The organism is Kitasatospora sp. NPDC088861, from assembly GCF_044750105.1.
Taxonomy (GTDB): Bacteria; Actinomycetota; Actinomycetes; order Streptomycetales; family Streptomycetaceae; genus Kitasatospora.
On sequence record NZ_JBIVJF010000026.1, the window covers coordinates 23081 to 45909 of the forward strand.

Below are 22829 nucleotides of genomic sequence, written 5' to 3' on the forward strand. Positions count from 1 at the left end.
GTGGTCGCGTGCGAGGTGATCGCGTGCGAGGTGGCCGGTCGGGTCTCACCAGCTGACCGGTAGGGTCAGCGGTGACTTGGTCACGGATTCGTCGTCCCAGGCGGGTTCCTGTCCTTCGGCGAGGCGCAGCCGCGGGAAGTGGTCGAGCAACGCCTCGACTCCCGCGGACAGTTCGGCGCGGGCCAGGTGGGCGCCGAGGCAGTTGTGGGCTCCTCGTCCGAAGGCGAGGTGGCCCCCGCGGCCCGTGGTCGCGCCGGCCCGGTCCAGGTCGAGCCGGTCGGCGTCGGCGAACACCCGCTCGTCGCGGTTGGCGGAGGCCGGTACGGGGATGACGGCGTCGCCCTCGCGGATCGTCCGCCCGTGCAGTTCGATGTCCTCGGTCGCCAGGAGGATCACGGTGCCGTTCATCACCGGCATGTAGCGCAGGAACTCCTCCACCGCGCCGGGCATCAGCTCCCGGTCGTCGCGCAGGCGGGCCCACAGGCCCGGCCGGTCGAGCAGGGTGTGCACGGTGTCGGCCAGGAAGAAGCTGCTGATGCCGAAGCCGACGGTGAGCATGGACAGCCCGAAGGCCATCACGTCGTCGTGGGTCAGCTCGCCGTCGTCGCACCGGCGGACCAGCCGGGTCAGGACGTCGTCGCCGGGCCGGTCCCGCTTCCGGGCGATCAGTGCGGCGACGTACTCGCGCAGCAGGCCGGTGACCCGGCGCCCCTCCTGCGAGGTCACCATGCCGCCGAGGGCCGCGTCCAGCACCGGGAGGAACCGGTCCCGGTCCTCGAAGGGGATGCCGACCAGGTCGCAGAGCACGAGCAGGGGGAAGGGGTCGGTGAAGCCGGCGACCAGGTCGCCGGGCGGGCCGTCGTCCTCGAACGCCCGCAGCAGTCGCCCGGCCAGCCCGCGGATGCGCGGCAGGTGGTCGCGCACGGCCCGGGAGCTGAACGGCTCGGCCAGCGCCCGGCGCAGGGCCGCGTGCCGGGGGCCGTCGAGCTCGGCGATCGTGACCAGGCGCGGCCCGTCGTCCGCGGGTTGCCCGGGACGCGGCGGCCAGTCGTTGATGGTCGGCCTGATCAGCCGGGGGTCCGCGAAGAGCATCCGGACGTCCTCGTGCCGGGTGGCGTACCAGGCGGTCGCGTCCATCGGCAGCCTGACCCTAGCCAGGGGGCAGTTCTCGCGCAGCCGCGCGGACTCCTCGGGCGGCCCCATGGTGCCCGGCGGCGGGAGCGGGAAGTCCAGGACGTCCGGCTCGGCGCCGGGCCCCCGCGCACCGGGCGGCCGTGCGCTCATGAGTGCGCCCCTTCCGGGTGGCGGGGGCAGGGGCGTTCGATGTAACCGGTGGTGTAGAAGTACTCCAGGTAGCGGTCCAGCAGCTCCGCGTCGACGGGAGGGCAGTGCAGGCCCGAGGTGGCCAGGTCGTGCTCGACGTTGGCCCGCCCGACGGTCGGGAAGGTGCCCTCGAAGTACATCTCCTTGACGGACATGTCGGCCTGCTTGCAGCGGTCCACGCACAGCGAGACGAACGGGGCCGTGGGGCTCGTGGGGTGCTGCGCGACGTGGCGGACGAGCTCGCCCACCCACTCCTCGTAGGGGAGGCGGGAGATCCGGTGGCCGGCCCTGTCCATCCGGTCGAGCATGTCGCACAGGCTCGCGGCGCGGGGGTTGGTCATGTGGTAGGTCCGGCGGGTGGCGCGGTGGGTGGTGGCGATGTGCACCAGGGCGTCGGAGAGGAAGTCCACCGGGACGAAGTCCAGCGGCAGCCGGATGTCGGGGGCGAGCCCGGTCTCGCTGATGGTCTTGAACAGCGAGCAGATCGCGGTGTCGGTGTTGCACGCGCCGGTGTGCCGGTCGCCGGTGATCTCGTACGGACGGTAGACCGCCACCGGCAGGCCCTGGTCCTGGTCCGCGGCGTCGCGCAGCACCTCCTCGGCGACCCACTTGCTCTCGGCGTAGCCCATGGTGAGCCCGTCGGCGTGGTCGAGCGGCAGGTCCTCGTCGACGTGCCGTACGCCGGCGGTTCCGAAGCCGGCGAGCACCGCGATGGTGGAGAGGAAGTGCACCGGCACCCGGCGCCCGGCCGCCAGTCGGATGAGCTCCCTGGTGCCTTCCACGTTGGTGCGGCGCAGCGCGTCGTACGGATAGATGAAGTTGACCTGCGCGGCCGAGTGGATCACCAGGTCGACGGTGTCGGCGAGTTCGTCGGCGCGGCCCGGCTCCAGTCCGAGGCCGGGCTCGGCGAGGTCGGCGGGGAGGCACACGACGCGGTCGGCGGCTTCGGGGGTGGCGAGGCCGAAGCGGGCGAGGTTGCGCATCACCTTCTGCCGGGCGTGGGCGGGGGCCCGGCTTCGCACCGGGCAGCACACCCGGGCGTCGGTGCGGCGCAGTAGCGCGTCCAGAAGGAAGGCGCCGACGAAGCCGGAGGCGCCGGTGAGCAGCACCTCCGCGGGGTGGTGCCAGTCCGGCTCCGGCCCGCGCGGTTGCGGGAGGGTGAAGCCCAGCCGTGCCTCGGCGCGGAAGTCCACCGGGCCCGCGTCGGCGTTCACCCTGCCGGGCGGGCCCTGGACGGCGGCGACGGCGGCGGTGAAGTCCTCCAGTGTCGGGGAGCGCAGCAGGCTGTGGACGAGGGTGCGGCCGTGCCGGGCGTCGAGGCCGAAGGCGGCCAGCGTACGGGTGACGGCCTCGGCTGCCAGCAGGGAGTCGCCGCCGATGTCGAAGAAGCTGTCGCCCGGCGCCGGGTGCACACCCAGCACCACCTGCCAGATCCGGGCCACCGTGTCCTGCGGGCCGGACGCGGTGCCGTTCACCGTCGCCGGGACGGCCGCCTGCCCGGTCGCCGCCAGGCTGCGCAGCCGGGCGCGGTCGACCTTGCCCCCGGCCGTCACCGGGAAGCGCGCGAGTTCCACCAGCCGCGCGGGCACCGCGGGTGCGGGCAGCCAGGCGGCGAGACCGCTGCGGATGCGGTCCAGGGTCAGTGCCTGGCCGGGGCGGGCCGGGGTCACGTACCCGATCAGGGCGTCGCCCTCCCGTTCGACGACGGCCTCGCCCACCGCGTCGTCCGCGCGCAGCCGCGCCTCCACCTCGTCCGGCTCGATGCGGTGCCCGCGCAGTTTGATCTGCCGGTCCACCCGGGCCCGGTACTCCAGTACGCCGTCCGGGCGCCGGACCACGCGGTCACCGGTGCGGTAGAGGCGCGTACCGGGCTCGACGAGGTCGTCGACGAAGCGCTCGGCGGTCAGCCCGGGGTCGCCGAGGTACCCCAGGGCGAGCCCGTCCCCGCCGACGAGGAGCTCGCCTTCCTCGCCGGTGTCGGCGAGCGTGCCGTCCGGGCACAGCACGTGGCAGGTGGAGTTCTCCAGGGGGAGGCCGATCGGCACGGCCGTCGCCTCGGGAGGCAGGTCGTGCAGCGCGTGTGCGGTGGACACCACGCTGTTCTCGGTCGGGCCGTAGAAGTTGACCACGGTGGTGTCCGGGCAGGCGGCCAGTATCGCGCGGGCCAGTTCCGCGTCCATCGCCTCGCCTCCGGCCGAGGCGAACCGCAGGGACCGCAGCGCCGAGGGCCTGGTGCGCGCGATGTGGTGGAACACCCCGGTGGTCAGGTAGGCGATGCTGACCCGCTCGGAGAGCAGCAGCGATTCCAGGGCGGTCGGCGACAGCAGTTCCTCCTGGTCGGCGATCACGATGCAGGCGCCGGCGAGCAGCGCGGGCCAGATCTCGATCGTGGAGGCGTCCGAGGAGAGGTCGTAGGCGTGCAGAACCCGCTCACCGGGCCGCGGCCGCTGCCGGACCAGGTCGGAGGCGGCCAGCCGGACGATTCCGCGGTGCGGGATCGCCACGGGTTTGGGGCGGCCGGTCGAGCCGGAGGTGAACATCACGTAGGCGCAGTCCGCGGGGAGCACCCGGGCCTGCGGCACCGCGGCCGGGGCGGTCGGGGCCAGGCCACCCAGGTCGATGCGGGAACGCACGCGCCGGATACGGCGGGAGCTGCCGGGCAGCGTGACGACGGTGTGCACCCCCGCGTCCTCGGCCATCGCCTGCAGGCGCGCGGGTGGTGAGGCGTCGTCGAGCGGGACGTAGGCCGCACCGGTCTTGAGGATGCCCAGGAACGCGACCAGCGCCTCCGGAGAGCGGGCCCCGCACACCCCGACCGTGTCGCCGTACCGCACGCCGGAGTCGTGCAGCCGGGCCGCCACCGCGTCGGAGCGGAGCTTGAGTTCGCCGTAGCTGATGCCGCGGCCGTGCTGTACGGAGGCGATGGCCCGCGGGCGGTGCACCGCCCGGGCGTCGAACAGCTCGTGGAGGCAGCGATCGCGTGGATACGGCACCGCCGCGGCGTGCTCGGCCGTCTCCTGATGCGTCGTTGTTCGGGTGTTCATCGGGACGTCACGCTCTCTGCCGCACACGGACCGCGCGCGGGTGGCTACGGTTCGAACTCCTTGGCGAAGGCGGCGAAGTCGGCGGTCCGCCATCTCTCGGGCCTCATGCGGATGAGGACGTCGTCGGCCAGCTGCCGCCGGTTGGCGTCCAGGTACGCCGCCGCCGTGTCCGCGTCCAGATACCGGCAGGCCAGCTCCTCGCGTGCGGCCGGCGGCAGCGGGTCCTCGACGGCCACCACCGGCCCCTCCACGCTGACGTAGCGGTAGGGCGCCGACTCGACCTGCGCGCAGAGGCTGAACCGGCCCGCGCTGCGGATGAGCCGGGCCTTCAGCGTCGTCCGCCCGGTCTGGATCGTCACCAGCCCGCCGGGCCGGTAGGAGTACCAGAGCGGGACGAGCAGCGGTCCGCCGCCGTCGCGCGCGTCGTCCACCCCCAGGATTCCCACGTGCGGGCTTGCGAGGAACGCCTCCCGGGCTTCGACCGACATCCTGAGATCCACTGGTACCGCCTCGATTCGGCAGGAGCCGCATCCGGTATCGATTCGCGCAAGGGAGCGTGAGCCGGCGGGGCCTCGGGGCGGCCGGCGTGTGACCGCCGCAGGTCCGTGCGGGTCCTCGGTCCTTCTCGTCGGGTGCACACGGCCCTCGGGAACCCGGTGGGGCGGCCAGGGCCGGGCCGGGCCGGGCTCTCCCTTCCACATTTCCACCACACCCGGGTGGCTCGCATCCCGGCGGCCGCGCACGCGGTGCCTCCGCTCCCCCGCCGAAGAGCACGGCGGGTGCTCCGGGGGGATCCTGCCAGTGTCGGCCGTCAGGTGGTTCCCGGCTGGTTCCAGGAGAAGGAGGGGCACATGAGGGCGGCCATCCGGGCCGAGGGCCTGGTGAAGGACTTCGGCGACGTACGGGCCCTGGACGGGGTCGACCTGGACGTGCCGGAGGGGACGGTGCTGGGCCTGCTCGGCCCCAACGGCGCCGGCAAGAGCACCACGGTACGGGTGCTCACCACCCTGGTGCGGCCCGACGCGGGCAGCGCCCACGTGGCGGGGGTGGACGTGCTCAAGCACCCCGGCCGGGTCCGCAGCCTGCTGGGCCTCTGCGGCCAGTACGCGGCGGTCGACGAGTACCTCACCGGCCGGGAGAACCTCCAGATGGTCGGCGAGCTCTACCAGATGCGGAGCAGGGACGCCAAGGCGCGCGCCCGGGAGCTGCTGGAGTGGTTCGACCTCGACGAGGCGGCCGACCGGCCGGCCAGGACCTACTCCGGTGGCATGCGCCGCCGGCTCGACCTGGCGGCCGCGCTGGTGGTGCGGCCCCCGGTGATGTTCCTCGACGAGCCCACCACCGGTCTGGACCCGCGCAACCGGCTGGCGCTGTGGGAGGTCATTGAGATGCTGGCGGCGGAGGGCACCACCCTGCTGCTCACCACCCAGTACCTGGAGGAGGCCGACCGGCTGGCGCACGACATCGTCGTGGTCGACCACGGCCGGGTGATCGCACGCGGATCCGCCGACGACCTCAAGACCAGGACCGGCGGCGAGCGGGTGGAGGTGGTGGTCCACGACCGCGAGCAGATCGGTGCGGCCGTCGCGGCGCTCACCCCGTACGGTGGGGGCCCGCTCAGCGTGGAGCAGCACACCCGGCGAATCCTCGTGCCGGTGGACGGGGGCGCCCGGGTGCTCGCCGACGTCATCCGCGAGCTGGATGGGCTGGGCGTCCTCATCGACGACATCGGCCTGCGCAGGCCCACCCTCGACGACGTCTTTCTCTTCCTCACCGGCCACGCGGCCGAGGAGAACGAGCTGGGGAAGCCGCCTCGGACGGCTTCCGGGGCCGGGCGGCGCCGGTGGGCACGGAACGCCCGTGGGAACTCCCGGCGGGGGCTTCGGCGCTCCCACCGGAAGTAGTAACTCCAGTGATGGTCGAAGCAGTGATGGTCAAGGGAGTGGAAACCACGGGACAGCTGGATGGGAAGGTCGCCGTGGAAGCCGAGAGACAGGCTGCGGCCGCCGAACTCGCGGACGACTACGAACGTGAAGCCGTGGCCGCAGAGCTGGTTGCGCCGGTCCGCGCCGGGGGAGGAGGCGAGAGGACCGGGGGAGGAGCCTGTGGTGGTCCCACTTCACGGCCTGGATCCGCGGCCTGCTGGCCGGGAAGCGATCAGCCGGCGCCGACGATCAGCCGCCCGAGGCGCGGCGGAGGCGGATCAACGCCGTCCCGGCCGGTCCGGAGAACGCCGGAAGGCCGGACGGCTCGACGATCGTCGTGTGCCCGCGCAGCGGGCGGAAGCCTGCGGCGCTCAGCACGGCGAGGGTCCGCTGGTATCCCTGGGCGCCGTTCAGGAATTTCGGCGCGGTGGCCACCACGCAGGGCCCGCTGCCAGCGCGTGCCACGAGCTCGCCCAGCAGCAGCACGCCGAGACCGGGATCGTCCCAGCCGTCGTCGAACGTGAACTCGTTGACGATGAGGAGGTTTCCGAGGTCGCCGTACGGCCCTTGTCCGAGCATCTTGCGCAGCACCGTGGTGAACTCGGACCGGTCGTTCTGGTTTGTGAGCGCATCCCGGTGAACCGCGCTGATCACCTCCGACCCGCGCGGGATCGTGTTCTCCAGGTCGGCCAGGAGCGCCGTGCTCACCGACCCGCTGTCCATGGGGATCTGGCAGAGACCCAATAGGGCGACTTGGCTGAGACCGTCGTTCGGGGGACGCCGGATCTCGGCGGCATCCCGTTCCTGCGGGTAGCGGGCGAGCAATCGGTGGGTCTGCGAGCGTTCACCGGCTGCCAGGACCGGGCCGATCTCGCAGGTTATGGTGAGGTGCAGCCGATCAGGGTCACCAGGAAGCCCGGTGGACAGCGGAACTGTCGGGGTGTCAGTCACGATGCGCCTTTCTGCGGACCCGTACGCGAACCGGGCGATCCGCAGGCTGACAGAGGTGCGCCACGGGTGCCCGACGATTGGCAGTATCAGCCGAAGTCCACGGAATATGCCAGGGTGCCGACGAACGGCTCCCGGCCGCATGGGCCGGGAGCCCGGCCGGGGGCGGGGTCTGTCGGTAGCTCAAACCCGGGACGTAGGTCCTCCAGCCCGGGGCGGAGAGACCCCCCGCCCGCCCGTGTGCACGCCAGCGTACGGGCGTGGTTACGCAGTTCGTCGAGTGCGCCGAGGTCGTTGACGTTGACGATCTTGTCCTCGGCGCCGGGCGGGAGAGTCTTCCCGTCCGGGGTGACGGCGACCGCGGTGATTGCGCCGGTCCGGGTGCTGGTACCGCCGAGGTGTACGTCAACACGCTGAGGTCTTCGGCCGGTTCACTTGTCGAGGCGGTGTCCATGGACACCAGCCTGTACCACTGAACGACTGACCGCTCGGCCGGCCTCCCCGGTCAGCGTCTGACCGGGACGACCGGGGAGACCTGCGCGACAGGCCAGCGGGGGCCGCCCGGGCCGCCCTGCCACGCCCACTGTTCCTCGGGGGTGACGGTGATCCCGTAGTCGTACAGGTCCGGCGACCCGAGCGCCTCCCACTGGGACCAGGCGGTCATCACCTCGTCGCCGATCCGCCGCGGCCCGCCCTGGAACAGCACCGCGCCCCCACCACCGTCCGTGGACAGCGCCGCCCACGAGCGGTCGCCGTCGTGGAACCAGACGTTGACACCGTCCTCGTCCCGTCCCGTCAGAACGACGGCGTCCGGGACGGCGACGCGCACCGCGAAGCGCAGGTGCCAGTCGTCGGCCAGCGGCGCCGGATCGCGTTCCACCACCCGCCGCACCTCGGGCTCGCCACCACCGCGCACCGCCGTGTACGTGGCGTGGTCACCGCGCGTCGGAGCCGGCCCGCACCGGTCGGCCATGAACTGCGCCAGGCCCTGCACCCAGCCCGTCGCGCTGCGTCCGTCGTCGGCAACGGTGAGGGCGACGTGGCCGAGCCTGCCCCAGGGGTAGACGATCCGGCCGCCCGGCTTCGTCGCCTCCACCCAGTCCCACGGGACGGCCTCGACGGCGTAGGTGGCGTGGAGCCGGTCGACCCTGGCGCCGCCGAGCGGCCCCGCGTGGGTGGCGTCGCCGGCCAGCACCTCGGCGCCGACCCCCGCGGCCGCCAGGCGCTCGCGGGCGAACGCCGCCAGCTGCTCGTCGACCTCGGTCGACACCACCCGGCCGGGTCCGGCCTGCCAGGCCGCCAGAGCACAGGTCCAGCCCTGCCCGCCGCCGACGTCCCACACCGTGTGCCCGGGCTCCAGCATGAGGCTGTCCAGCATGTCCGCCACCACGCCGGGCGCGGACAGGCTGGAGGACGGCAGACCGTCGGTGACCTGGGTGATCGCCGCGGCGTTGACGTCGCCGTACAGCTCGTCGGCCCACCCGCCCGGATCAGTGGCGCGGTCCATCGCCACGTAGGCGCGATCGTCCCAGCGCCACAGCCGATCCGGTGCGAACAGGTCGCGCGGCAGCGCGGCCATGGCCTCCCGCAACCACGGCGAGTCCTGGGGCCACGCCCCGCCTTGCTCCATCGCCGCGTCCATGCGCACCCGACGCTCCACCAGATCGGCGTCGGGGCTCACGACTTCTTGTGCTTCCCGCCCGACGGCGGCGCGGGAGGCACCTGCCCGTCCTGGTTGCCCGGCGGCGGGCTCCCCTTCTCAAGCGGCGCCGGCGGCTTCTGGTGATCGCCCATGCTGCTCCCCCTTCCTTCCGCGTACACGCTGACTGGCCGACCATCCTGGCGCAGCCCGGCGCCGGCCGGTAGACGGCGTGCGGTCGCACTTCGAGGGCGTGCGGGTCTCGGGCGCGCGCATCCCGGGAGCGCGGCCAGGTACGGGCAGAACCGGAGCCCGCCGTGCCGCAGACAGCTCCCGCCGGGCGCCTCGCCGCACCGGAAGTACGGCGACGGAGCCCGCCGGGTTGCGGCAAGTCGTCAGCGGCAGTGGGCCGCACCTGTCATCGCTCTCATGCTGCTGGCGGAACAGGCCCGCGAGGAACGGTGGCCTCGCTGGGCAGCGGGACTGGTGCCCGGTGTGCGGCGGCATCCTCCAGTCCGGGTTCGGGACCGGCTCTCGCTCAGATCGCCGGCCGCGTGGGATGCTGCCTGGCATGATCGACTCTCCTGCTACCGAAGCGCCGGGTGGGGCCTGGTCGTTCGCGGCGGCGCGTGAGCCGGCCGAGTTCCCCGCCGCCGGGGTCCACGGTGTGCCCGGTGTCTGGCACGCCGGGGACAGGGGGCGGACCCTGTGCGGGATTCGTGGCCGGTACCTGTCGTTCTTCCTGCACCACTTCCAGCCGCAGGACCTGGCCTCGTGCCGGAAGTGCCGGGCGCTGGCCGAGGCGGCGCCGACGCGGCCGTGCGGGCAGGAACGCCTGCACGACCTGCTCCTCCAGGAAGCCGACGACGGGCCGCTGCGGACGGACCTGCTGGCCGCGCTGCGCCGGGGCGCGCGGATCGCATACTGGGGCACCGGCCCGGCACGCGACCTCACTCGGTCCTACGCGCGGCTCGACCAGATGACGGAGGAGGCCGGCCCGGCCGCCGAGGCACTCGCGGCGGCCGGCACCTCCCTCACGCTGGCCCGCGTCGAGGACACCGACCAGCAGTACCTCGTCGTCCTGCCGTACGACGGCCGCGCCCGCATCGCCCGCGGTCCGGCGACCGTCCCTCCTACCGCTTCGCCCAGCCCTCCTCCGACGCCACCAGCAGCGCCGGGCGACGGGCGGGACGGCCCCTGAGGCCTGTCCCGGCCCCGGTCAGCGTGAACCCGTTTCAGGGTCGCGTTGGCGGCCACTGCGACACAATCTCAGGATGATCGGCAACCGGATCATCCGTCGCACCGATCGAACCAGCATGCGATTGCCTTCTTCAGCAACTCCACTCCGACAGCCCTCCACCCAGCCGACGTCGCCCAGGTGTCGACGCGGCTCGGGGAGATCGACATGCAAGCGATCCTCCGTTCGGTCGTGGACAGTGGTGCGGGCTCCACATTCGGCCACGGGTTCATCGGCGATCCGACGGAGTACCTGCTGGCCCACTTCGGCGCGCTACGCGGGTTCTACGAGGAAGCGGCCCGGAGGCGCCTCCTTGTCGTGCTGTGGTGGGACTGACTCACCTTCTCGTAGAACCGCGGTGGCCAGAGCAGTGCCGTCGGCCGTACCGAGCGCAGCACGTCCCGGTAGTCCTCGATGGGGCAGTACGTGACCACCGGCCGGGTGAGCAACGGCGCCGAGAAGTGTCCTGTTGCCTGTACCTCGTCGGGTGCAGCAGCATGTCTTTCGTGCTCGGACTGTACCGGGGCGCGAAAGGGGAAAGGGCTCTCACTCATGTCCACATTCCTTCTGATACACGGTAGTTGGCACAGCGGGCGCTGCTGGGAGCGGGTGGTGCCGCTGCTGGAGGCGTACGGGCACCGGGTGTTCGCGCCGTCCCTGACCGGCTGCGGGGACAAGGCGCACCTGCTCGGACCGGAGGTGGGACTCGACACGCACGTCGACGACGTGGTCGGGCTGGTCGCCGAGCAGGACCTCGACGACGTCGCCCTCGTCGGCCACAGCTACGCGGGGCTGGTGATCTCCTCCGTGGCCAACCGGATCCCGGAGCGCATCGCACACCTCGTCTACCTCGACGCGCTGGTCCCGCAGGACGGCGAGTCCGCGGTCGACGTCCAACCCGTGGGGCGGCGGATGATCGAGCTCGCCGAGAAGTCCGAGAGCGGCTGGCGCGTCCCCCCGATGCCCGAGCTGCCCGCGCCCCTAGGCCTGTTCGGCGTCACGGACCCGGCGGACGTGGCCTGGCTGCGTGAGACGCTCACGGACCAGACGGTGCGCTGCCTTCGGCAATCCGTGCGACTGGACAACCCGGCTGCGGACGCGATCCCGCGCACGCACATCCACAACGTCGGCCCCACGCCGCCGGGCATCACCCGCCGCCCCGTCCCCCCGATCCAGCCCAACGGCTCCGCCGCGCAGGTCTGGGAGCTGCCGACCGGCCACGACTGCATGATCACCATGCCGAGGGAACTGAGTGAACTGCTCCTCAAGCTCGCCTGAGTAGTACATCGTTGACCGGAGGTGATCTCGGTCTGCGGGTCGGGCATCGGGTCGGCGTGGATCCGGGGGAGATCGGGCAACTCCGTGGTGAGCCGGCCGCGCGGGTGGGGCTTCGTCGCAGGTCAAGCTCGCTGTGGGTCTACTGCTGGTCGTCCTTGAGGGCTTCGGTCATCTGCTCGTCGATGGCCCTGATCTGGTTGCGGTAGGGGTGGAGGGTGGCTTCGATGCCGCCGCTTGGTGCTGTCGGCAGCGGGGCGGGGCACGGGCTCAAGCTTGAGCCTCGTGGTCGCGATCAGCCGTCGTGGTGGTCCGCCTGCTCCTTCCTGTGGCGTGGGAGTCGGTGGGACTCGACCGGTCGTCCGCCGGCGAGGTGCTCGGTGACGATGCGGCCGGCGACAGCCGGGTCGATCTTCCCGTACCAGATGTCGTCCGGCTGCACGCTGGCGACGGGGGCCTGGTTGCAGGGGAACTGGCACCCCGTCTGGGTGACGAGCACGTCGTCGTCGCCGAGGCCGTGCTCGGTCAGTTTCTGTACCAGGGCGCGTAGTCCCTCCTCCGCGCCCTTGGCCGCGCAACGCGGGCCGCGGCACACCAGGACCTGGTGCCGGTGGCCGGGGACTTCCTCCCAGGCCGCGGACGTGAGGCCGGGCTCCTGGCCGGTGATGGCCCTCGTCACCGCGGCCACCGCGGGGACCGCGTCCGGCGAGTCGGCGAGGCGGGTCGCGACGAGGAGTTCGGGACGGTGGCCCGCGCGCTCGCGCCACCAGTACGCCGCGATCCGCCGTAGCCAGGACTGGGCCGGGCCGGACGCCGCGAGGCGGACGCCGATCACGACCACGGTCTCGGCGCCCGCGTCGGCCAGCCTGGTCAGCTCGGCCGACAGGGAAGGGTCTGCCTGCTGCAGGAACGCGATCGAGGCCTGGTGCGACGCCGCTGTCCGGAGGAGTTCGTCACGGCGGACGGCTTCCCCCATCGACATGCCGACCAGGAGCGTGGCACTGCGGCGGGCGAGCGCGCCCGGGACGGGGCGGGTCATGGTGTTGTCCCTTCGGGGAGCAGTCCGTTCCACCGGATGTGCGGTCTGTCGTGCCGGGGGTGTCGTTCCACGGTGACGTCGACGCCGTAGACGTGCGCGATCGTCGGCGAGGTGAGCACGTCGGAGCTGGGCCCGTGGGCGACCAGTCGGCCGTCGAGCAGGACGGCGACCTCGTCGCAGTAGGCGGCGGCGAGTTCGAGGTCGTGCAGCGCGGCTACCGTGGTGATGCCCAGCCCGCGTACGGTGCCGAGGAAGCCGAGTTGGTGGCGTAGGTCGAGGTGGTTGGTGGGCTCGTCGAGCAGGAGCACGCCGGGCTCCTGCACCAGTGCCCGCGCGAGCTGGACCCGCTGCCGCTCGCCACCCGACAGCGTCGGCCAGGACCGGTCGAGCAGGTGGCCGACGTCGGCTGCGGCCACGGCTGCGGCGAACACGGACCGCTCGTGGGCGTCGGTGGCGGAGTTCGCCGGCACGGGCCAGCGGCTGCGGTGCGGCGTGCGGCCGAGATCGATGACCTGACGGACCGGCAGCGACAGCCGGGTGTCCGCCTGCTGCTCCATGAAGGCCACCTGTCGTGCTCGTCGGCGGGCCGTGAGTGCGTGGAGATCCTCTCCGTCCAGGAGGACCCGACCCTCGCTCGGCCGGGTCAGTCCGGCGACCGCGCGCAGCAAGGTGGTCTTCCCGGCGCCGTTGGGTCCGAGCAGGCCCGTGATCCGGCCGGGGGCGAACGCGAGCGAGACCGCGTCCAGCAGCGTGGCTCCGCCGATGCTCACACGAAGTCCCTCCGTGCGCAGCTCGGCGGGGGGCGTCACCGTCACTGCCCCCTCCCGTCGGCCCGCCCCTGGCGCCACAGCAGCCAGGCGAAGAAGGGCGCTCCGAGCCCGGCCGTGATGACGCCGACGGGGATCTCCCGGTCGGGGAGGACCGAGCGCGCCACGATGTCGCTGCCCACCAGGAGGGAAGCGCCCACCAGTGCCGACACGGGCAGCAGGAGGGCGTGGCGCGGGCCGCAGACGAGACGGACGACATGCGGTACGACCAGGCCGAGGAACCCGATGACGCCGGTGTGGGCGACCAGGCACGCGGTTACCAGCGCGGCGGTGGCGACGAGGACCCAACGGGTGCGCTCGACGTGGACGCCGAGGGAGCGGGCGGCGGTCTCGCCGAACGCGAAGGCGTCCAGGTCGCGGGCCGAGGAGGCCAGGACCGTGACACCGGCCAGCGCGACCGCGGTCAGGAAGACGGCGGTGGGCCACCGCACGCCGGCGACCGAGCCCAGCGTCCACTCCATGACACCGCGCGCCGCGTTGCGGTCCCCGAGGACCAGCACGACGAACGAGGTGTAGGCCCCGCACATCTGTCCCACCGCGATGCCGGCGAGCACGGTCCGGGTGGTCGGTAGCGACCGGGTGCGCGCGCCGGCCAGTGCCAGGACGACGACGGCGGCTAGCAGGGCACCGGCGAAGGCCGCCGTGGACACCGCGCCGGTGCCCACGGCGCCGGACACGCCGACGCCGAGGACGATCACGGTGACCGCGCCGGCGGCGGCTCCGTCCGAGATCCCGAGCAGGAAGGGATCGGCCAGGTCGTTCCCGGTCAGCGTCTGCAACACCGCACCGCAGACCGCGAGGCCGGCGCCGGTGGCAGCCGCTCCCAGAACCCGGGGCAGCCGCAACTGCCAGACGATCTGGTCGTCCAGCAGCGTCACGTGCGGGTTGCCCAGCCCGAGACGGCGCACCACGACGTCGATCACCGTCCGGACCGGCTCGTGTTGCGAGCCCACGGCGAGGCCGAGGAGCACGGTGGCCAGGAGCAGGGCCGCACCGATGGCCAGGGCCGCCGTCGCGCGGCCCGGACCAGGGGGCCGCGCGACGGCGGGGTGGGGCGCGGTCATGAACCCGGGTGCAGTCGGCCCAGTCCCGCGGACACCCGGGCGGCACCGTCGGCGAGCAGCACGCCGGGAGTCGACTCCGAGAACGGCACCACCACGAAAGCCTTGCGCTGTACGGCGGTGAGCTTGCTCAGCACCGGGTCGTTCTCCAAGTAGTCGATCTTGGACTGGGCCGTGTCCCAGCCGGCGTCCGCGACCACGATGGCGTCCGGGTCCGCCGCGACGACCTTCTCCCAGCTCACGTTCTGCCAGCCACCGGACAGGTCCCCGAAGACGTTGCGGGCGCCCACGGCATCGAGAACGAGTTGAGGTCCGCCGTGGCCGGCCCCGACGAACGGCGCCTTGGTGTCCGAGTCGTACCACAGGACCTTCAAGCCCTTGCCCGCGGCCGTCGCCGTGAACTCGGCCAGCTGCTGCTCCTGTTGCTGCTGGATCGCGGCGGCCCGCTCCGTGACACCGAAGACCTTGGCGACGTCGTTCAGTTCGCCCCACACCGCCTGCCAGGTCGTCGGCGGCACCTGGCTCTTGTCCGAGCAGCCGAACGGGGACAGGTACGACGGGATGCCCTGGCCGCGCAGTTCCCCCCGGGTGCCCGCGACCTTGTCGGTGAACGCGCTGGAGTAGGAGGCGTACAGGAAGTCGGGACGGGCCGCGAGGAGCTTCTCCTTCGTCGGGTAGTCCTTGGAGAGCACCGGGACGGAGTCGTAGGCAGCCTTCCACTTCTCCGGGATGGAATCGTCGAGGTAGGCGGTACCGGCCATGCGGGACTGCAGGTCGAGGGCCAGGGCCACCTCGGTGGCACCCTCGTTGAGCGTCACCAGCCGGTCGGGCGGCGCGCCGACCGTCACGGTGGTCCCGCAATTGTCGACGCTGACCGGCGCGGCAGTTCCGGTCGTCCCGCCGGACGTGGTGGGCGCGGGGGCGCCCGTGCAAGCTCCGAGCATGCCGATGAACAGGAAGGCCGCGACCGCCCGGCCGACACGTATCGGACCTGTGGGACGTACGGAACATATGGAACGGAACGGATACGGCAGACCGCTGGGCACGTGTTCTCCAAAACCCTCGTGGAACATGTAGCGCCGTGGCCGGTCTCCTGGCTTCCGCATCAACGCGCCGCGGCCGACCTTCCCGGACGGCTCTTCCAACCCGCCCAGTGGCCCTGACCGCTGGAAAAGCCGGTCAGCGAGGGCCGCGGAACTCCGCGGCAACAGTGGCGAGGGCCGCACCGGACTCAGACCGGTTTCCCGTACACCACGGCGATGGCAAGGTATCAGGCGTGGTCAGGTCGGTGCTGGCCAGCCCGTGGGATGATCGTCTGGACCGTTCCCGGGGTTGCGGGAGGGATCGGCCACGGGGCCCGGTCGGGGGTCTCAGGTGCGGGCGGCGGCGACGATCCAGTTCCTGAACTCGACGGCGTAGTGCCGCAGGTGGTGGTCCAGGACCTCGTCCGGGCACGTGACGGGGAAGTAGGGCGCCGCCACTCGGCCGGCGGGCGGAGACGCGGCTGGTCGTCGGCGTCGAGCGGATCGAGCATGCCGTCACCGACCCTGCTCGGCGGCGGAGGCACCGGGCCGTCGAAGGGGGGCCCGCGCACGCCCTCCCGCGGACCTGCGACGGGTGGTCAGGGGTGTGTTCCCCCACTTCGGGGGCAAGCGACGAGGCGGAGCGGCTCACCGAAAGGGTGTGTCGTGCCGGACAGAGCGCCACCCCTGGGGATAGTTCGTACATCACCAGCAATCACGCGGGCGACGGCCCGGCGGTCGTGCCCGCCCAGTGCCGGAGGAACGATGGACGACAAGCCGAGACGAAGGAGCAACGGCATGGCGAACGACCAGAACGACGCTACCGCGCGGCGCGACGAATCCCTCGCGGATCCGGTGGCAGGGCGGACAGGGTGGGACGAGGTCGACGCGCGGGCGGTGGACACCGTGCGGCTGCTGGCCGCCGACGCGGTGCAGAAGGTCGGCAACGGCCATCCGGGCACCGCGATGAGCCTGGCCCCACTGGCGTACCTGCTGTTCCAGAACGTCATGCGCCACGACCCCGGCGACGACCGGTGGCTGGGACGGGACCGCTTCGTGCTCTCCTGCGGCCACTCCAGCCTGACCCTCTACATCCAGCTCTACCTGGCCGGCTACGGCCTGGAACTCTCGGACCTGCAGGCTTACCGGACCTGGGGCTCCGCCACCCCCGGGCACCCCGAACACCGGCACACCCCCGGCGTGGAGATCACCACCGGCCCGCTGGGCCAGGGCCTGGCCAGCGCGGTGGGCATGGCGATGGCCGCCCGCCGCGAACGTGGTCTCCTCGACCCGGACGCCGAAGCGGGCACCAGCCTCTTCGACCATCACGTCTACGTGATCGCCTCCGACGGAGACATGATGGAAGGCGTCACCGGCGAGGCCGCCTCCCTGGCAGGGCACCAGGAACTCGGCGACCTCATCGTCTTCTACGACTCCAACCACATCTCCATCGAGGACGACACCGACATCTCCTTCAGCGAGGACGTCCCGGCCCGCTACGCCGCCTACGGCTGGCACGTGCAGACCGTGGACTGGACGCGCACCGGCCGCTACGTCGAGGACGTCGACGTGCTCCTGGCGGCCACCCGCGCCGCCCGGCAGGAGACCGGCCGCCCTTCGCTGATCATGCTGCGCACCGTGATCGGCTGGCCCGCCCCGACCAAGCAGGACAGCGGCAAGGCCCACGGATCCGCGCTGGGCGAGGACGAGGTCGCCGCCACCAAGCGGCTGCTGGGCTTCGACCCCGAAGAGCACTTCATCGTCGAGGAGGACGTCCTGGGCCGCACACGCGAGGCCGCCGACCGCGGCCGGCAGGTGCACGCCGAGTGGGACGAGAGGTTCGCGGCCTGGCGCACGGCGAACCCCGAGCGCGCCGTCCTGCTGGACCGACTGCGGGAGCAGCGGCTGCCCGACGGTTGGGCGGACGTCCTGCCGACCTTTCCCCCCGACGCCAAGGGCATGGCCACCCGCGCCGCCTCGGGCGAGGTCCTCACCGCACTGGCCCCGGTCCTGCCCGAGCTGTGGGGCGGCTCCGCCGACCTGGCCGGCAGCAACATCACCACCATGGTCGGCCAGCCGTCCTTCGTCCCCACCGACCGCCAGACAAAGAACTGGAAGGGCGGCCCCTACGGGCGCACCCTGCACTTCGGCATCCGTGAACACGCCATGGGCGCGATCCTCAACGGCATCGCCCTGCAGGGTCTGACCCGCCCCTACGGCGGCACGTTCCTGACCTTCTCCGACTACATGCGCCCCGCCGTCCGGCTGGCCGCTCTGATGCGACTGCCGGTCACGTACGTCTGGACCCACGACTCCATCGGCCTGGGCGAGGACGGCCCCACCCACCAGCCCGTCGAACACCTGGCCGCACTGCGTGCCATCCCCGGTCTGGACGTCGTGCGCCCAGCCGACGCCAACGAAACCACCGCGTGCTGGCGCACCATCCTCGAACACCGCGACCGCCCGGCCGGACTGGTCCTCAGTCGCCAGAACCTGCCCGTCCTCGACCGCGACAGCGGCGAGTTCGCCCCCGCACGGGAAGCGGCTCGGGGCGGGTACGTCCTGGCCGAGGCTCCGGGCGGCGCGACGCCGGACGTCATCCTCATCGCGACGGGCTCCGAGGTGCACCTCGCCCTGGAGGCCCGCACCCTGCTGGCGGCCGGGGGACTCGCGGTGCGGGTGGTGTCGATGCCCTGCCGGGAGTGGTTCGCCGCCCAGCCCCAGGACTACCAGGACCAGGTCCTGCCCCTGGACGTACGGGCTCGGGTGAGCGTCGAGGCCGCCATCGGACAGGGCTGGCGGGAGATGGTGGGCGACGCCGGACGGATCGTCAGCCTGGAGCACTACGGCGCGTCCGCCGACTACCAGCGCCTGTACACCGAGTTCGGCATCACCCCCCAGGCGGTCGCCGCAGCCGCCCGCGACAGCATCCTCGACACCCGGCGGGCACCGCGTCCCGGCGGCCACCAGCAGACCTCCACCCCGACCACAGGTGGCACCGGGGACCTCAGCCGCTCCGACACTTGAACGGTGGGCAGGAGGCCGATGTCCGCTTCGCGCGGCCCGGCACCGTTGGCACGCTCCTTGTGATCAGAGTGCCGTGGGGCTGGTGGCGGTGGCCGCCGAGACGTCGGGGTGGAGGGCGAAGACCCGGTCCAGTCCGACGATGTGCAGAATCCTGATGGTGTTGGCCGGGACCGCGGCCAAGGCCATGTCGGCGCCCTGTTCGGCGGCCACGTTGCGGACGGCCAGCAGAGCGGTGATGCCGCTGGAGTCGCAGAACTCCAGACCGGTCTCGCTGTTCCGCCCTCGGAGGAGGGTGGAACCACAGGACTGGTCGCAACCTCACACAAGCCCTCATTCCCGCACGTCGTGGCGGTTGGTGAACCAACGAGGTCCGCCATCCCGTTGAGGCATGTACCTGACCATCCTCCGATAGAGAGTTGGCTGCCATGACCTCCAAGCGTGTTGTCCAGTCCTCCGTACTGACCGCCGTCCTGGCGCTGAGCGCCGGCTTGGCCCTGGCTCCCGCGGCGCAGGCCGCCGGCCCCTCCGCCGGAACGACGCGGTCGGCCGCCCCAGTGGCGTCCGCCGCCTACGCGGTGCGCAGCACCCAGGTCACCCTGTCGAACCAGACCGGCAGCATGCTCTACCTCGGCTCGGCCACCCTGGCCCACGGGTGCTGGAGCGCCGGCAGTCCTCTGCCCCCGAGCTACATCCTGCCGAACGTGGCCCCCAGCTGGAAGACCGAGTCGTGCGGGTTCCTGACGGGCACCGAGGGGCAGATCGGCTTCGGCGTGGACACCTGGAGCGGGTTGATCCACTGGAGCAACCCCTACGCCGGGTCGAACGTCAACGAGTGCACTGTCGGTGCGGGTCTCACCTGCCAGGTGATCGGCGGCGGGGGGAACAACGCGGAGGTCACCTTCGTGGTGCGGCGCGCCTGAGGCCCGACCCCACCCGGTCGCCCGCCACCTGAACCACGAGTGCCTCCGGCAGGGCGGCCGAAATCGTACCGGCGTCCTGACCGGCCGCCCGCTCCCTATCCTCCCGAGCGGGTTGCGGTGCCGGATCGGTCCGGGGAGTGCGGCGCGGCCGCTCTGCAGGCGGCGACCTCGGTCGTCGGCTCCCGGGCGGCGCGCGGCGCGGTCTGGCTGCGCCGAACCGGTCGCGGGGGCTCCGTGCGACCTTGTCGCGTCCGCGAGCCGCAGCAGGGCTGCCGGGGCGTCACGTTCCCGGTCGTGGGCGGAATGGGGATCGGCTGCCGTCCCTGGGTCGAGCACCGCCTCAAGGGTGCTAACTTAGGCAAGCCTAACCAAGAAGCGCGACCACACAGCCCAGGGGGGCACCATGGCAGACCAACCGACCCGCCGGACACCGCAGGCCCGTGAAGCACAGGTGCTGCGCACCGAGCGGATCACACCGCACATGGTGCGCCTGGTCCTCGGCGGTGCGGGGTTGGAGGACTTCGACGCCACCGAGTTCACCGACCACTACGTCAAGGTGCTCTTCGCACCCGAGGGCGTGAGCTACCCGGAGCCCTTCGACATGGCGCGGATCCGCGAGGAGTTCCCGCCCGAGCAGCGGCCGATCACCCGGACGTACACCGTGCGGGCCTGGGACCCGGCCCTGCGCGAGCTGACCATCGACTTCGTGGTGCACGGTGACGAGGGCCTGGCCGGGCCGTGGGCGGCCCGCGCACAGCCCGGCGAGACGGTGCGCTTCCTGGGCCCCGGCGGCGGCTACGCCCCCGACGCGAGCGCCGACTGGCACCTGCTGGTGGGCGACGAGAGCGCGCTGCCCGCGATCGCCGCGGCGCTGGAGCGGATGCCGGCCGATGCCGTGGTGCACGCCTTCGTCGAGGTCGCGGACGCCGCGGAGGAGCAGAAGATCGTCTCGCCCTCCGGGGCCGAGATCAGCTGGCTGCACCGCGGCGCCCGCCCGGTGGGCGAGGCGCTGGTCGAGGCGGTGGGCGCGCTGGAATTCCCCGCCGGCACGGCATCCGCGTTCGTGCACGGTGAGGCGGGCTTCGTGAAGGAACTGCGGCGCCTGCTGCGCGTGGAGCGAGGCATCCCGCGCGAGCGGCTGTCGGTCTCGGGCTACTGGCGGTCCGGTCAGAGTGACGAGGCCTGGCGGGCGGCCAAGCGCGAGTGGAACGCCCAGGTGGAGGCCGAGCAGGAGTCGGCCGGCTGATCTACGCGGCCGGGCAGCCGCCCCTCCCCGGCCTCTGCCCGCCCCCGGCGGCCCCCCGCCGCCCGCCCCCCGCGGCCCCCCGCCGCCCGCACTCCCGCCTCCGTCGACGCTGTACACGGAATCGTTGTCCTCACCGCGCATGCCTCCGGCCCAGTACCGGTTTCATGATCACTGAGGGAGAATTCCAGAAGGCCAATTCGGCGCAGTCGACAGGGGGTTGGGCGATGTCGAGGCTCTTCGGCGGGCGGGGCGGCGGCAGGGGAGACGAGGGAAGCGGGAGTACGCAGGAGCTGGCCAGGTCACTGGCCCGGCAGGGGGCCTGGGGCGGTCTGTGGAAGCTGGTGCTGTCCCTCCCCTTCCCGCAGGCCGCGGCGGCAGCCGCCCACCTGAAGCCATCGCGGTGGCAGCCCCAGGGAATGGCGGAGCGCCAGCTGGCCCAGCTGCTGGCCGAGACCGACCGTCGTGAGGTGGCACGGGTCGGCGAGTCGGTCCACGCGTCGGCGTCGCGGGTGCTGCCGTCCGCCCTCAACGCCGCCGGCCCGGTCGGCTTCTGCCATCAGCTGCCGCTGGCCGCGATCAACCTGATCGGCGAGGACCTCCACCGGTGCCGGATCGTGACGGTGGACCGCACCGGCGTCCTGAACGAGTTCTACGAAGGCCCGACGAACCACGTGTCGCTGTGCTGCGTGGACGCGGGTACCGTGGTCGCCCTGCGCGACTTCGCCGGCGACGGCCACCTCCGGAACGCGGAACTCGTCGAGTACACACCCGGCGGGGAGACGGTCCTGGCCGGCGGCACGGCGCTGCTCGGAGCACGGGTGGAGGCGACGGCCGACGGTTTCGTGACGGGCCTGAGGCTGGTCAGGGCGGCGCTCGGGTTCTCCGGCGGCCAGGAGCTGCGGCTCGACCTGGCGGAGTTCGGCTTCAACCGCGCCGACCTGTTCGCCGTCGACCCCTCCGGCACCCGGATCGCGTTCGCCGACGGGTTCCGGATCCTGATCACCGACAGCAGGCTCGAACCGATGCACGAGTTCGCCGCGGACGACCACCTCGGCCACGGACCGATCAGCGCCATCGCGTTCACCGCCGACTCCCTGGTCACGGCCGGCCTGGACCGTGGCCTGCAGCGGTGGCAGGTGGTCGGCGACCGCCTGCGCCCGCTGCACCCCGCCTCGTTCCCACCACCCAGGGCCCTGCACAGGCTCAGCCCCGTGCCCGCCTGGGACCTCCTGATCGGGGACGGCGGCAACGAGAACTTCTTCTACGACCAGACGTCCCTGGACAGCCGGACCTCGCCGCCCTTCCTGGGCTCCCTCGACACCGGCATCGGGCACTTCGAGTCAGCACCGTACGGCAGGCTCGCCGTCTACGAGGGCGGCCTGTTCCCGCCGACCCGCGACAGCGCCGACGGCTTCTACTCCACCGTGGTCCTCGACCTCGACCACCCCCTGAACCTGCTGGCCAGACGGCTGTCGTCGCTCTCCCGCGCGGACGCCGACCGATCGCGCGCCACCCGCGCCGACGCCGGCCGCTACCCGCTGTCGGACTCCGCTCGGAACGTCCTCGACCGCATCGAAGCAGCCGCCGAACTGGTACCCGAACTCGCCCAGTGACCCCGCGATCGTCCACGTACTCGTCGTTGATCGCCGGAAGAGCTCTCTCGAACGCCCCCACCAATCTCATCAGGCCGCCTCGGGGCGGTTCGGCGAGGGCCCTTGGGGGTGCGGGAAGCGTAGCCGGCGGTGTCAGCGTCGAGCATGACCATGTCCTGGTCCTCAATGTCCAGGCCTCGGAACCTACCCCGCTGAGCCGTGCAACGATTCCCAGGTGAGAGTCCCTGATGCTCCTTTCCGTGAACGCCTGTTTGTCGAGGCGCTGGCCGTGCTGGCGGCCGATCCCTCGGCTCAGCTGACCTGGGTGGACGAGCAGGGCGTCTCGACGGATGAGGTCGCCCTGGACTTCGACCACGCCTTCCGCATGGCCGAGGGCCTGGTCGAGGACGGGGATCTCAGCCGCGAGGCGCTACGTGACCTTCGAGCGATCGATGCGATCTTCGCCGGGATGAGCGGCCGGGAGAACTCGGACCGGTGGGACAGGGAGGCTCTGACGGTCGATCCAGGGTGGATCGAAGCCCGGGAACTGGCCCGCCGGATCCTCATCGGGATGCTGGGCGAGTGGTGCCTGCCGATGCCGGAGATTCTCGTCGTGCGATAGCGGGCCCGGACCCCCCGCAGTAGGCAGCGAAGTCACCGAAGGGCAATTTCGTAACAGCTTGTCTTTGCGATGAATACTCAGA

At 72.3% G+C, this 22829-nt stretch carries 20 protein-coding genes, 1 pseudogene and 1 riboswitch; of the genes and pseudogenes, 10 read left to right on the top strand and 11 right to left on the bottom strand.

All coding sequences use genetic code 11. The annotated features are described in order from the left end of the window. Positions 1-45: 45 nt before the first annotated feature. From ACIP37_RS30480 to ACIP37_RS30490, 3 genes are read right to left on the bottom strand one after another with little or no spacing between them, the layout of a single operon-like run. Positions 46-1284 carry a cytochrome P450 gene (locus tag ACIP37_RS30480; RefSeq protein WP_363587942.1) on the bottom strand — a complete coding sequence of 413 codons (1239 nt, stop codon included), beginning with the start codon at positions 1282-1284 and terminating at the stop codon, positions 46-48. Next, on the bottom strand, positions 1281-4367 hold the full coding sequence (locus tag ACIP37_RS30485) for an amino acid adenylation domain-containing protein (protein ID WP_400808633.1): 3087 nt from the start codon (positions 4365-4367) through the stop codon (positions 1281-1283). Before ACIP37_RS30485 ends, ACIP37_RS30480 begins: the two co-directional genes overlap by 4 nt. A 44-nt stretch (positions 4368-4411) precedes the next feature. Beyond that, the gene (locus ACIP37_RS30490; protein ID WP_363587946.1) at positions 4412-4855 is read right to left on the bottom strand and encodes a pyridoxamine 5'-phosphate oxidase family protein; all 444 of its coding nucleotides are present in this window, start codon (positions 4853-4855) and stop codon (positions 4412-4414) included. A 363-nt stretch (positions 4856-5218) separates the two neighbouring features. On the opposite strand from ACIP37_RS30490, the gene ACIP37_RS30495 reads away from it, so the two are divergent. Next, the gene (locus ACIP37_RS30495; RefSeq protein ID WP_363633166.1) at positions 5219-6271 is read left to right on the top strand and encodes an ATP-binding cassette domain-containing protein; all 1053 of its coding nucleotides are present in this window, start codon (positions 5219-5221) and stop codon (positions 6269-6271) included. Between the two features lie 270 nt (positions 6272-6541). On the opposite strand, the gene ACIP37_RS30500 is transcribed toward ACIP37_RS30495, so the two are convergent. Continuing rightward, complete coding sequence (locus ACIP37_RS30500) at positions 6542-7243, bottom strand: hypothetical protein (protein WP_400808635.1); 702 nt, start codon at positions 7241-7243, stop codon at positions 6542-6544. Positions 7244-7500: 257 nt separating this feature from the next. Between ACIP37_RS30500 and ACIP37_RS30505 the strand changes: the two genes are divergently transcribed. Beyond that, positions 7501-7716, top strand: coding sequence for a hypothetical protein (locus ACIP37_RS30505; protein ID WP_363587952.1), 216 nt, complete (start codon positions 7501-7503; stop codon positions 7714-7716). 29 nt (positions 7717-7745) lie between these two features. On the opposite strand, the gene ACIP37_RS30510 is transcribed toward ACIP37_RS30505, so the two are convergent. Next, positions 7746-8921, bottom strand: coding sequence for a protein-L-isoaspartate O-methyltransferase (locus ACIP37_RS30510; RefSeq protein ID WP_400844823.1), 1176 nt, complete (start codon positions 8919-8921; stop codon positions 7746-7748). A gap of 529 nt (positions 8922-9450) precedes the next feature. On the opposite strand from ACIP37_RS30510, the gene ACIP37_RS30515 reads away from it, so the two are divergent. From ACIP37_RS30515 to ACIP37_RS30525, 3 genes are all read left to right on the top strand, one after another. Continuing rightward, positions 9451-10080 carry a hypothetical protein gene (locus ACIP37_RS30515; protein ID WP_400844826.1) on the top strand — a complete coding sequence of 210 codons (630 nt, stop codon included), beginning with the start codon at positions 9451-9453 and terminating at the stop codon, positions 10078-10080. A gap of 204 nt (positions 10081-10284) precedes the next feature. Next, positions 10285-10452: a hypothetical protein gene (locus ACIP37_RS30520; protein ID WP_363633178.1), complete on the top strand. Its 168-nt coding sequence runs from the start codon at positions 10285-10287 to the stop codon at positions 10450-10452. A 216-nt stretch (positions 10453-10668) separates the two neighbouring features. After that, positions 10669-11394, top strand: coding sequence for an alpha/beta fold hydrolase (locus ACIP37_RS30525; protein ID WP_400808642.1), 726 nt, complete (start codon positions 10669-10671; stop codon positions 11392-11394). Between the two features lie 139 nt (positions 11395-11533). Here the strand turns inward: ACIP37_RS30525 and ACIP37_RS30530 are convergent, their stop codons facing one another. Genes ACIP37_RS30530 through ACIP37_RS30550 form a run of 5 tightly spaced genes read right to left on the bottom strand, consistent with a single transcriptional unit; the run spans position 11534 to position 15262 of the window. Continuing rightward, a complete protein-coding gene (locus ACIP37_RS30530; protein ID WP_400808645.1) occupies positions 11534-11665 on the bottom strand; it encodes a hypothetical protein in 132 nt (43 codons plus the stop codon). Between the two features lie 21 nt (positions 11666-11686). Beyond that, entirely contained in the window at positions 11687-12430 is a 744-nt protein-coding gene (locus tag ACIP37_RS30535) for a (2Fe-2S) ferredoxin domain-containing protein (protein ID WP_363587964.1), read from the bottom strand. Then, entirely contained in the window at positions 12427-13200 is a 774-nt protein-coding gene (locus tag ACIP37_RS30540; RefSeq protein WP_363587966.1) for an ABC transporter ATP-binding protein, read from the bottom strand. The genes ACIP37_RS30535 and ACIP37_RS30540 overlap by 4 nt, the downstream gene beginning before the upstream one ends. A 41-nt stretch (positions 13201-13241) precedes the next feature. After that, positions 13242-14321 carry an iron chelate uptake ABC transporter family permease subunit gene (locus ACIP37_RS30545; RefSeq protein WP_363620648.1) on the bottom strand — a complete coding sequence of 360 codons (1080 nt, stop codon included), beginning with the start codon at positions 14319-14321 and terminating at the stop codon, positions 13242-13244. After that, positions 14318-15262 carry an ABC transporter substrate-binding protein gene (locus tag ACIP37_RS30550; RefSeq protein ID WP_400844831.1) on the bottom strand — a complete coding sequence of 315 codons (945 nt, stop codon included), beginning with the start codon at positions 15260-15262 and terminating at the stop codon, positions 14318-14320. The genes ACIP37_RS30545 and ACIP37_RS30550 overlap by 4 nt, the downstream gene beginning before the upstream one ends. A 121-nt stretch (positions 15263-15383) precedes the next feature. Then, positions 15384-15589, bottom strand: a riboswitch (cobalamin riboswitch). 549 nt (positions 15590-16138) lie between these two features. Here ACIP37_RS30550 and tkt point away from each other — a divergent pair. Continuing rightward, complete coding sequence (tkt, locus tag ACIP37_RS30555) at positions 16139-18367, top strand: transketolase (protein WP_400808652.1); 2229 nt, start codon at positions 16139-16141, stop codon at positions 18365-18367. 63 nt (positions 18368-18430) lie between these two features. Here the strand turns inward: tkt and ACIP37_RS30560 are convergent. Further along, positions 18431-18628, bottom strand: a pseudogene (locus ACIP37_RS30560) (STAS domain-containing protein); the annotation flags it as partial. A gap of 164 nt (positions 18629-18792) precedes the next feature. Between ACIP37_RS30560 and ACIP37_RS30565 the strand changes: the two are divergent. From ACIP37_RS30565 to ACIP37_RS30580, 4 genes are all read left to right on the top strand, one after another. Further along, a complete protein-coding gene (locus ACIP37_RS30565; RefSeq protein ID WP_363587214.1) occupies positions 18793-19287 on the top strand; it encodes a hypothetical protein in 495 nt (164 codons plus the stop codon). A gap of 403 nt (positions 19288-19690) precedes the next feature. Then, a complete protein-coding gene (locus tag ACIP37_RS30570; protein WP_363587215.1) occupies positions 19691-20533 on the top strand; it encodes a siderophore-interacting protein in 843 nt (280 codons plus the stop codon). 224 nt (positions 20534-20757) lie between these two features. Then, entirely contained in the window at positions 20758-22146 is a 1389-nt protein-coding gene (locus ACIP37_RS30575; protein WP_400808655.1) for a hypothetical protein, read from the top strand. 214 nt (positions 22147-22360) lie between these two features. After that, positions 22361-22747 (top strand): hypothetical protein, encoded by a 387-nt coding sequence (locus ACIP37_RS30580; protein WP_363587217.1) that lies wholly within the window; start codon positions 22361-22363, stop codon positions 22745-22747. Positions 22748-22829: the final 82 nt, after the last annotated feature.

Bases quoted from the DNA above. Each gene is read 5' to 3' on its own strand.
- ACIP37_RS30495 (WP_363633166.1), top strand. From the start codon at position 5,219: ATGAGGGCGGCCATCCGGGCCGAGGGCCTGGTGAAGGACTTCGGCGAC.
- ACIP37_RS30520 (WP_363633178.1), top strand. From the start codon at position 10,285: ATGCAAGCGATCCTCCGTTCGGTCGTGGACAGTGGTGCGGGCTCCACA.
- tkt (WP_400808652.1), top strand. From the start codon at position 16,139: ATGGCGAACGACCAGAACGACGCTACCGCGCGGCGCGACGAATCCCTC.
- ACIP37_RS30550 (WP_400844831.1), bottom strand. From the start codon at position 15,262: ATGCTCGGAGCTTGCACGGGCGCCCCCGCGCCCACCACGTCCGGCGGG.
- ACIP37_RS30490 (WP_363587946.1), bottom strand. From the start codon at position 4,855: ATGTCGGTCGAAGCCCGGGAGGCGTTCCTCGCAAGCCCGCACGTGGGA.
- ACIP37_RS30545 (WP_363620648.1), bottom strand. From the start codon at position 14,321: ATGACCGCGCCCCACCCCGCCGTCGCGCGGCCCCCTGGTCCGGGCCGC.
- ACIP37_RS30480 (WP_363587942.1), bottom strand. From the start codon at position 1,284: ATGAGCGCACGGCCGCCCGGTGCGCGGGGGCCCGGCGCCGAGCCGGAC.
- ACIP37_RS30525 (WP_400808642.1), top strand. From the start codon at position 10,669: ATGTCCACATTCCTTCTGATACACGGTAGTTGGCACAGCGGGCGCTGC.
- ACIP37_RS30535 (WP_363587964.1), bottom strand. From the start codon at position 12,430: ATGACCCGCCCCGTCCCGGGCGCGCTCGCCCGCCGCAGTGCCACGCTC.
- ACIP37_RS30570 (WP_363587215.1), top strand. From the start codon at position 19,691: ATGGCAGACCAACCGACCCGCCGGACACCGCAGGCCCGTGAAGCACAG.
- ACIP37_RS30515 (WP_400844826.1), top strand. From the start codon at position 9,451: ATGATCGACTCTCCTGCTACCGAAGCGCCGGGTGGGGCCTGGTCGTTC.
- ACIP37_RS30575 (WP_400808655.1), top strand. From the start codon at position 20,758: ATGTCGAGGCTCTTCGGCGGGCGGGGCGGCGGCAGGGGAGACGAGGGA.
- ACIP37_RS30485 (WP_400808633.1), bottom strand. From the start codon at position 4,367: ATGAACACCCGAACAACGACGCATCAGGAGACGGCCGAGCACGCCGCG.
- ACIP37_RS30565 (WP_363587214.1), top strand. From the start codon at position 18,793: ATGACCTCCAAGCGTGTTGTCCAGTCCTCCGTACTGACCGCCGTCCTG.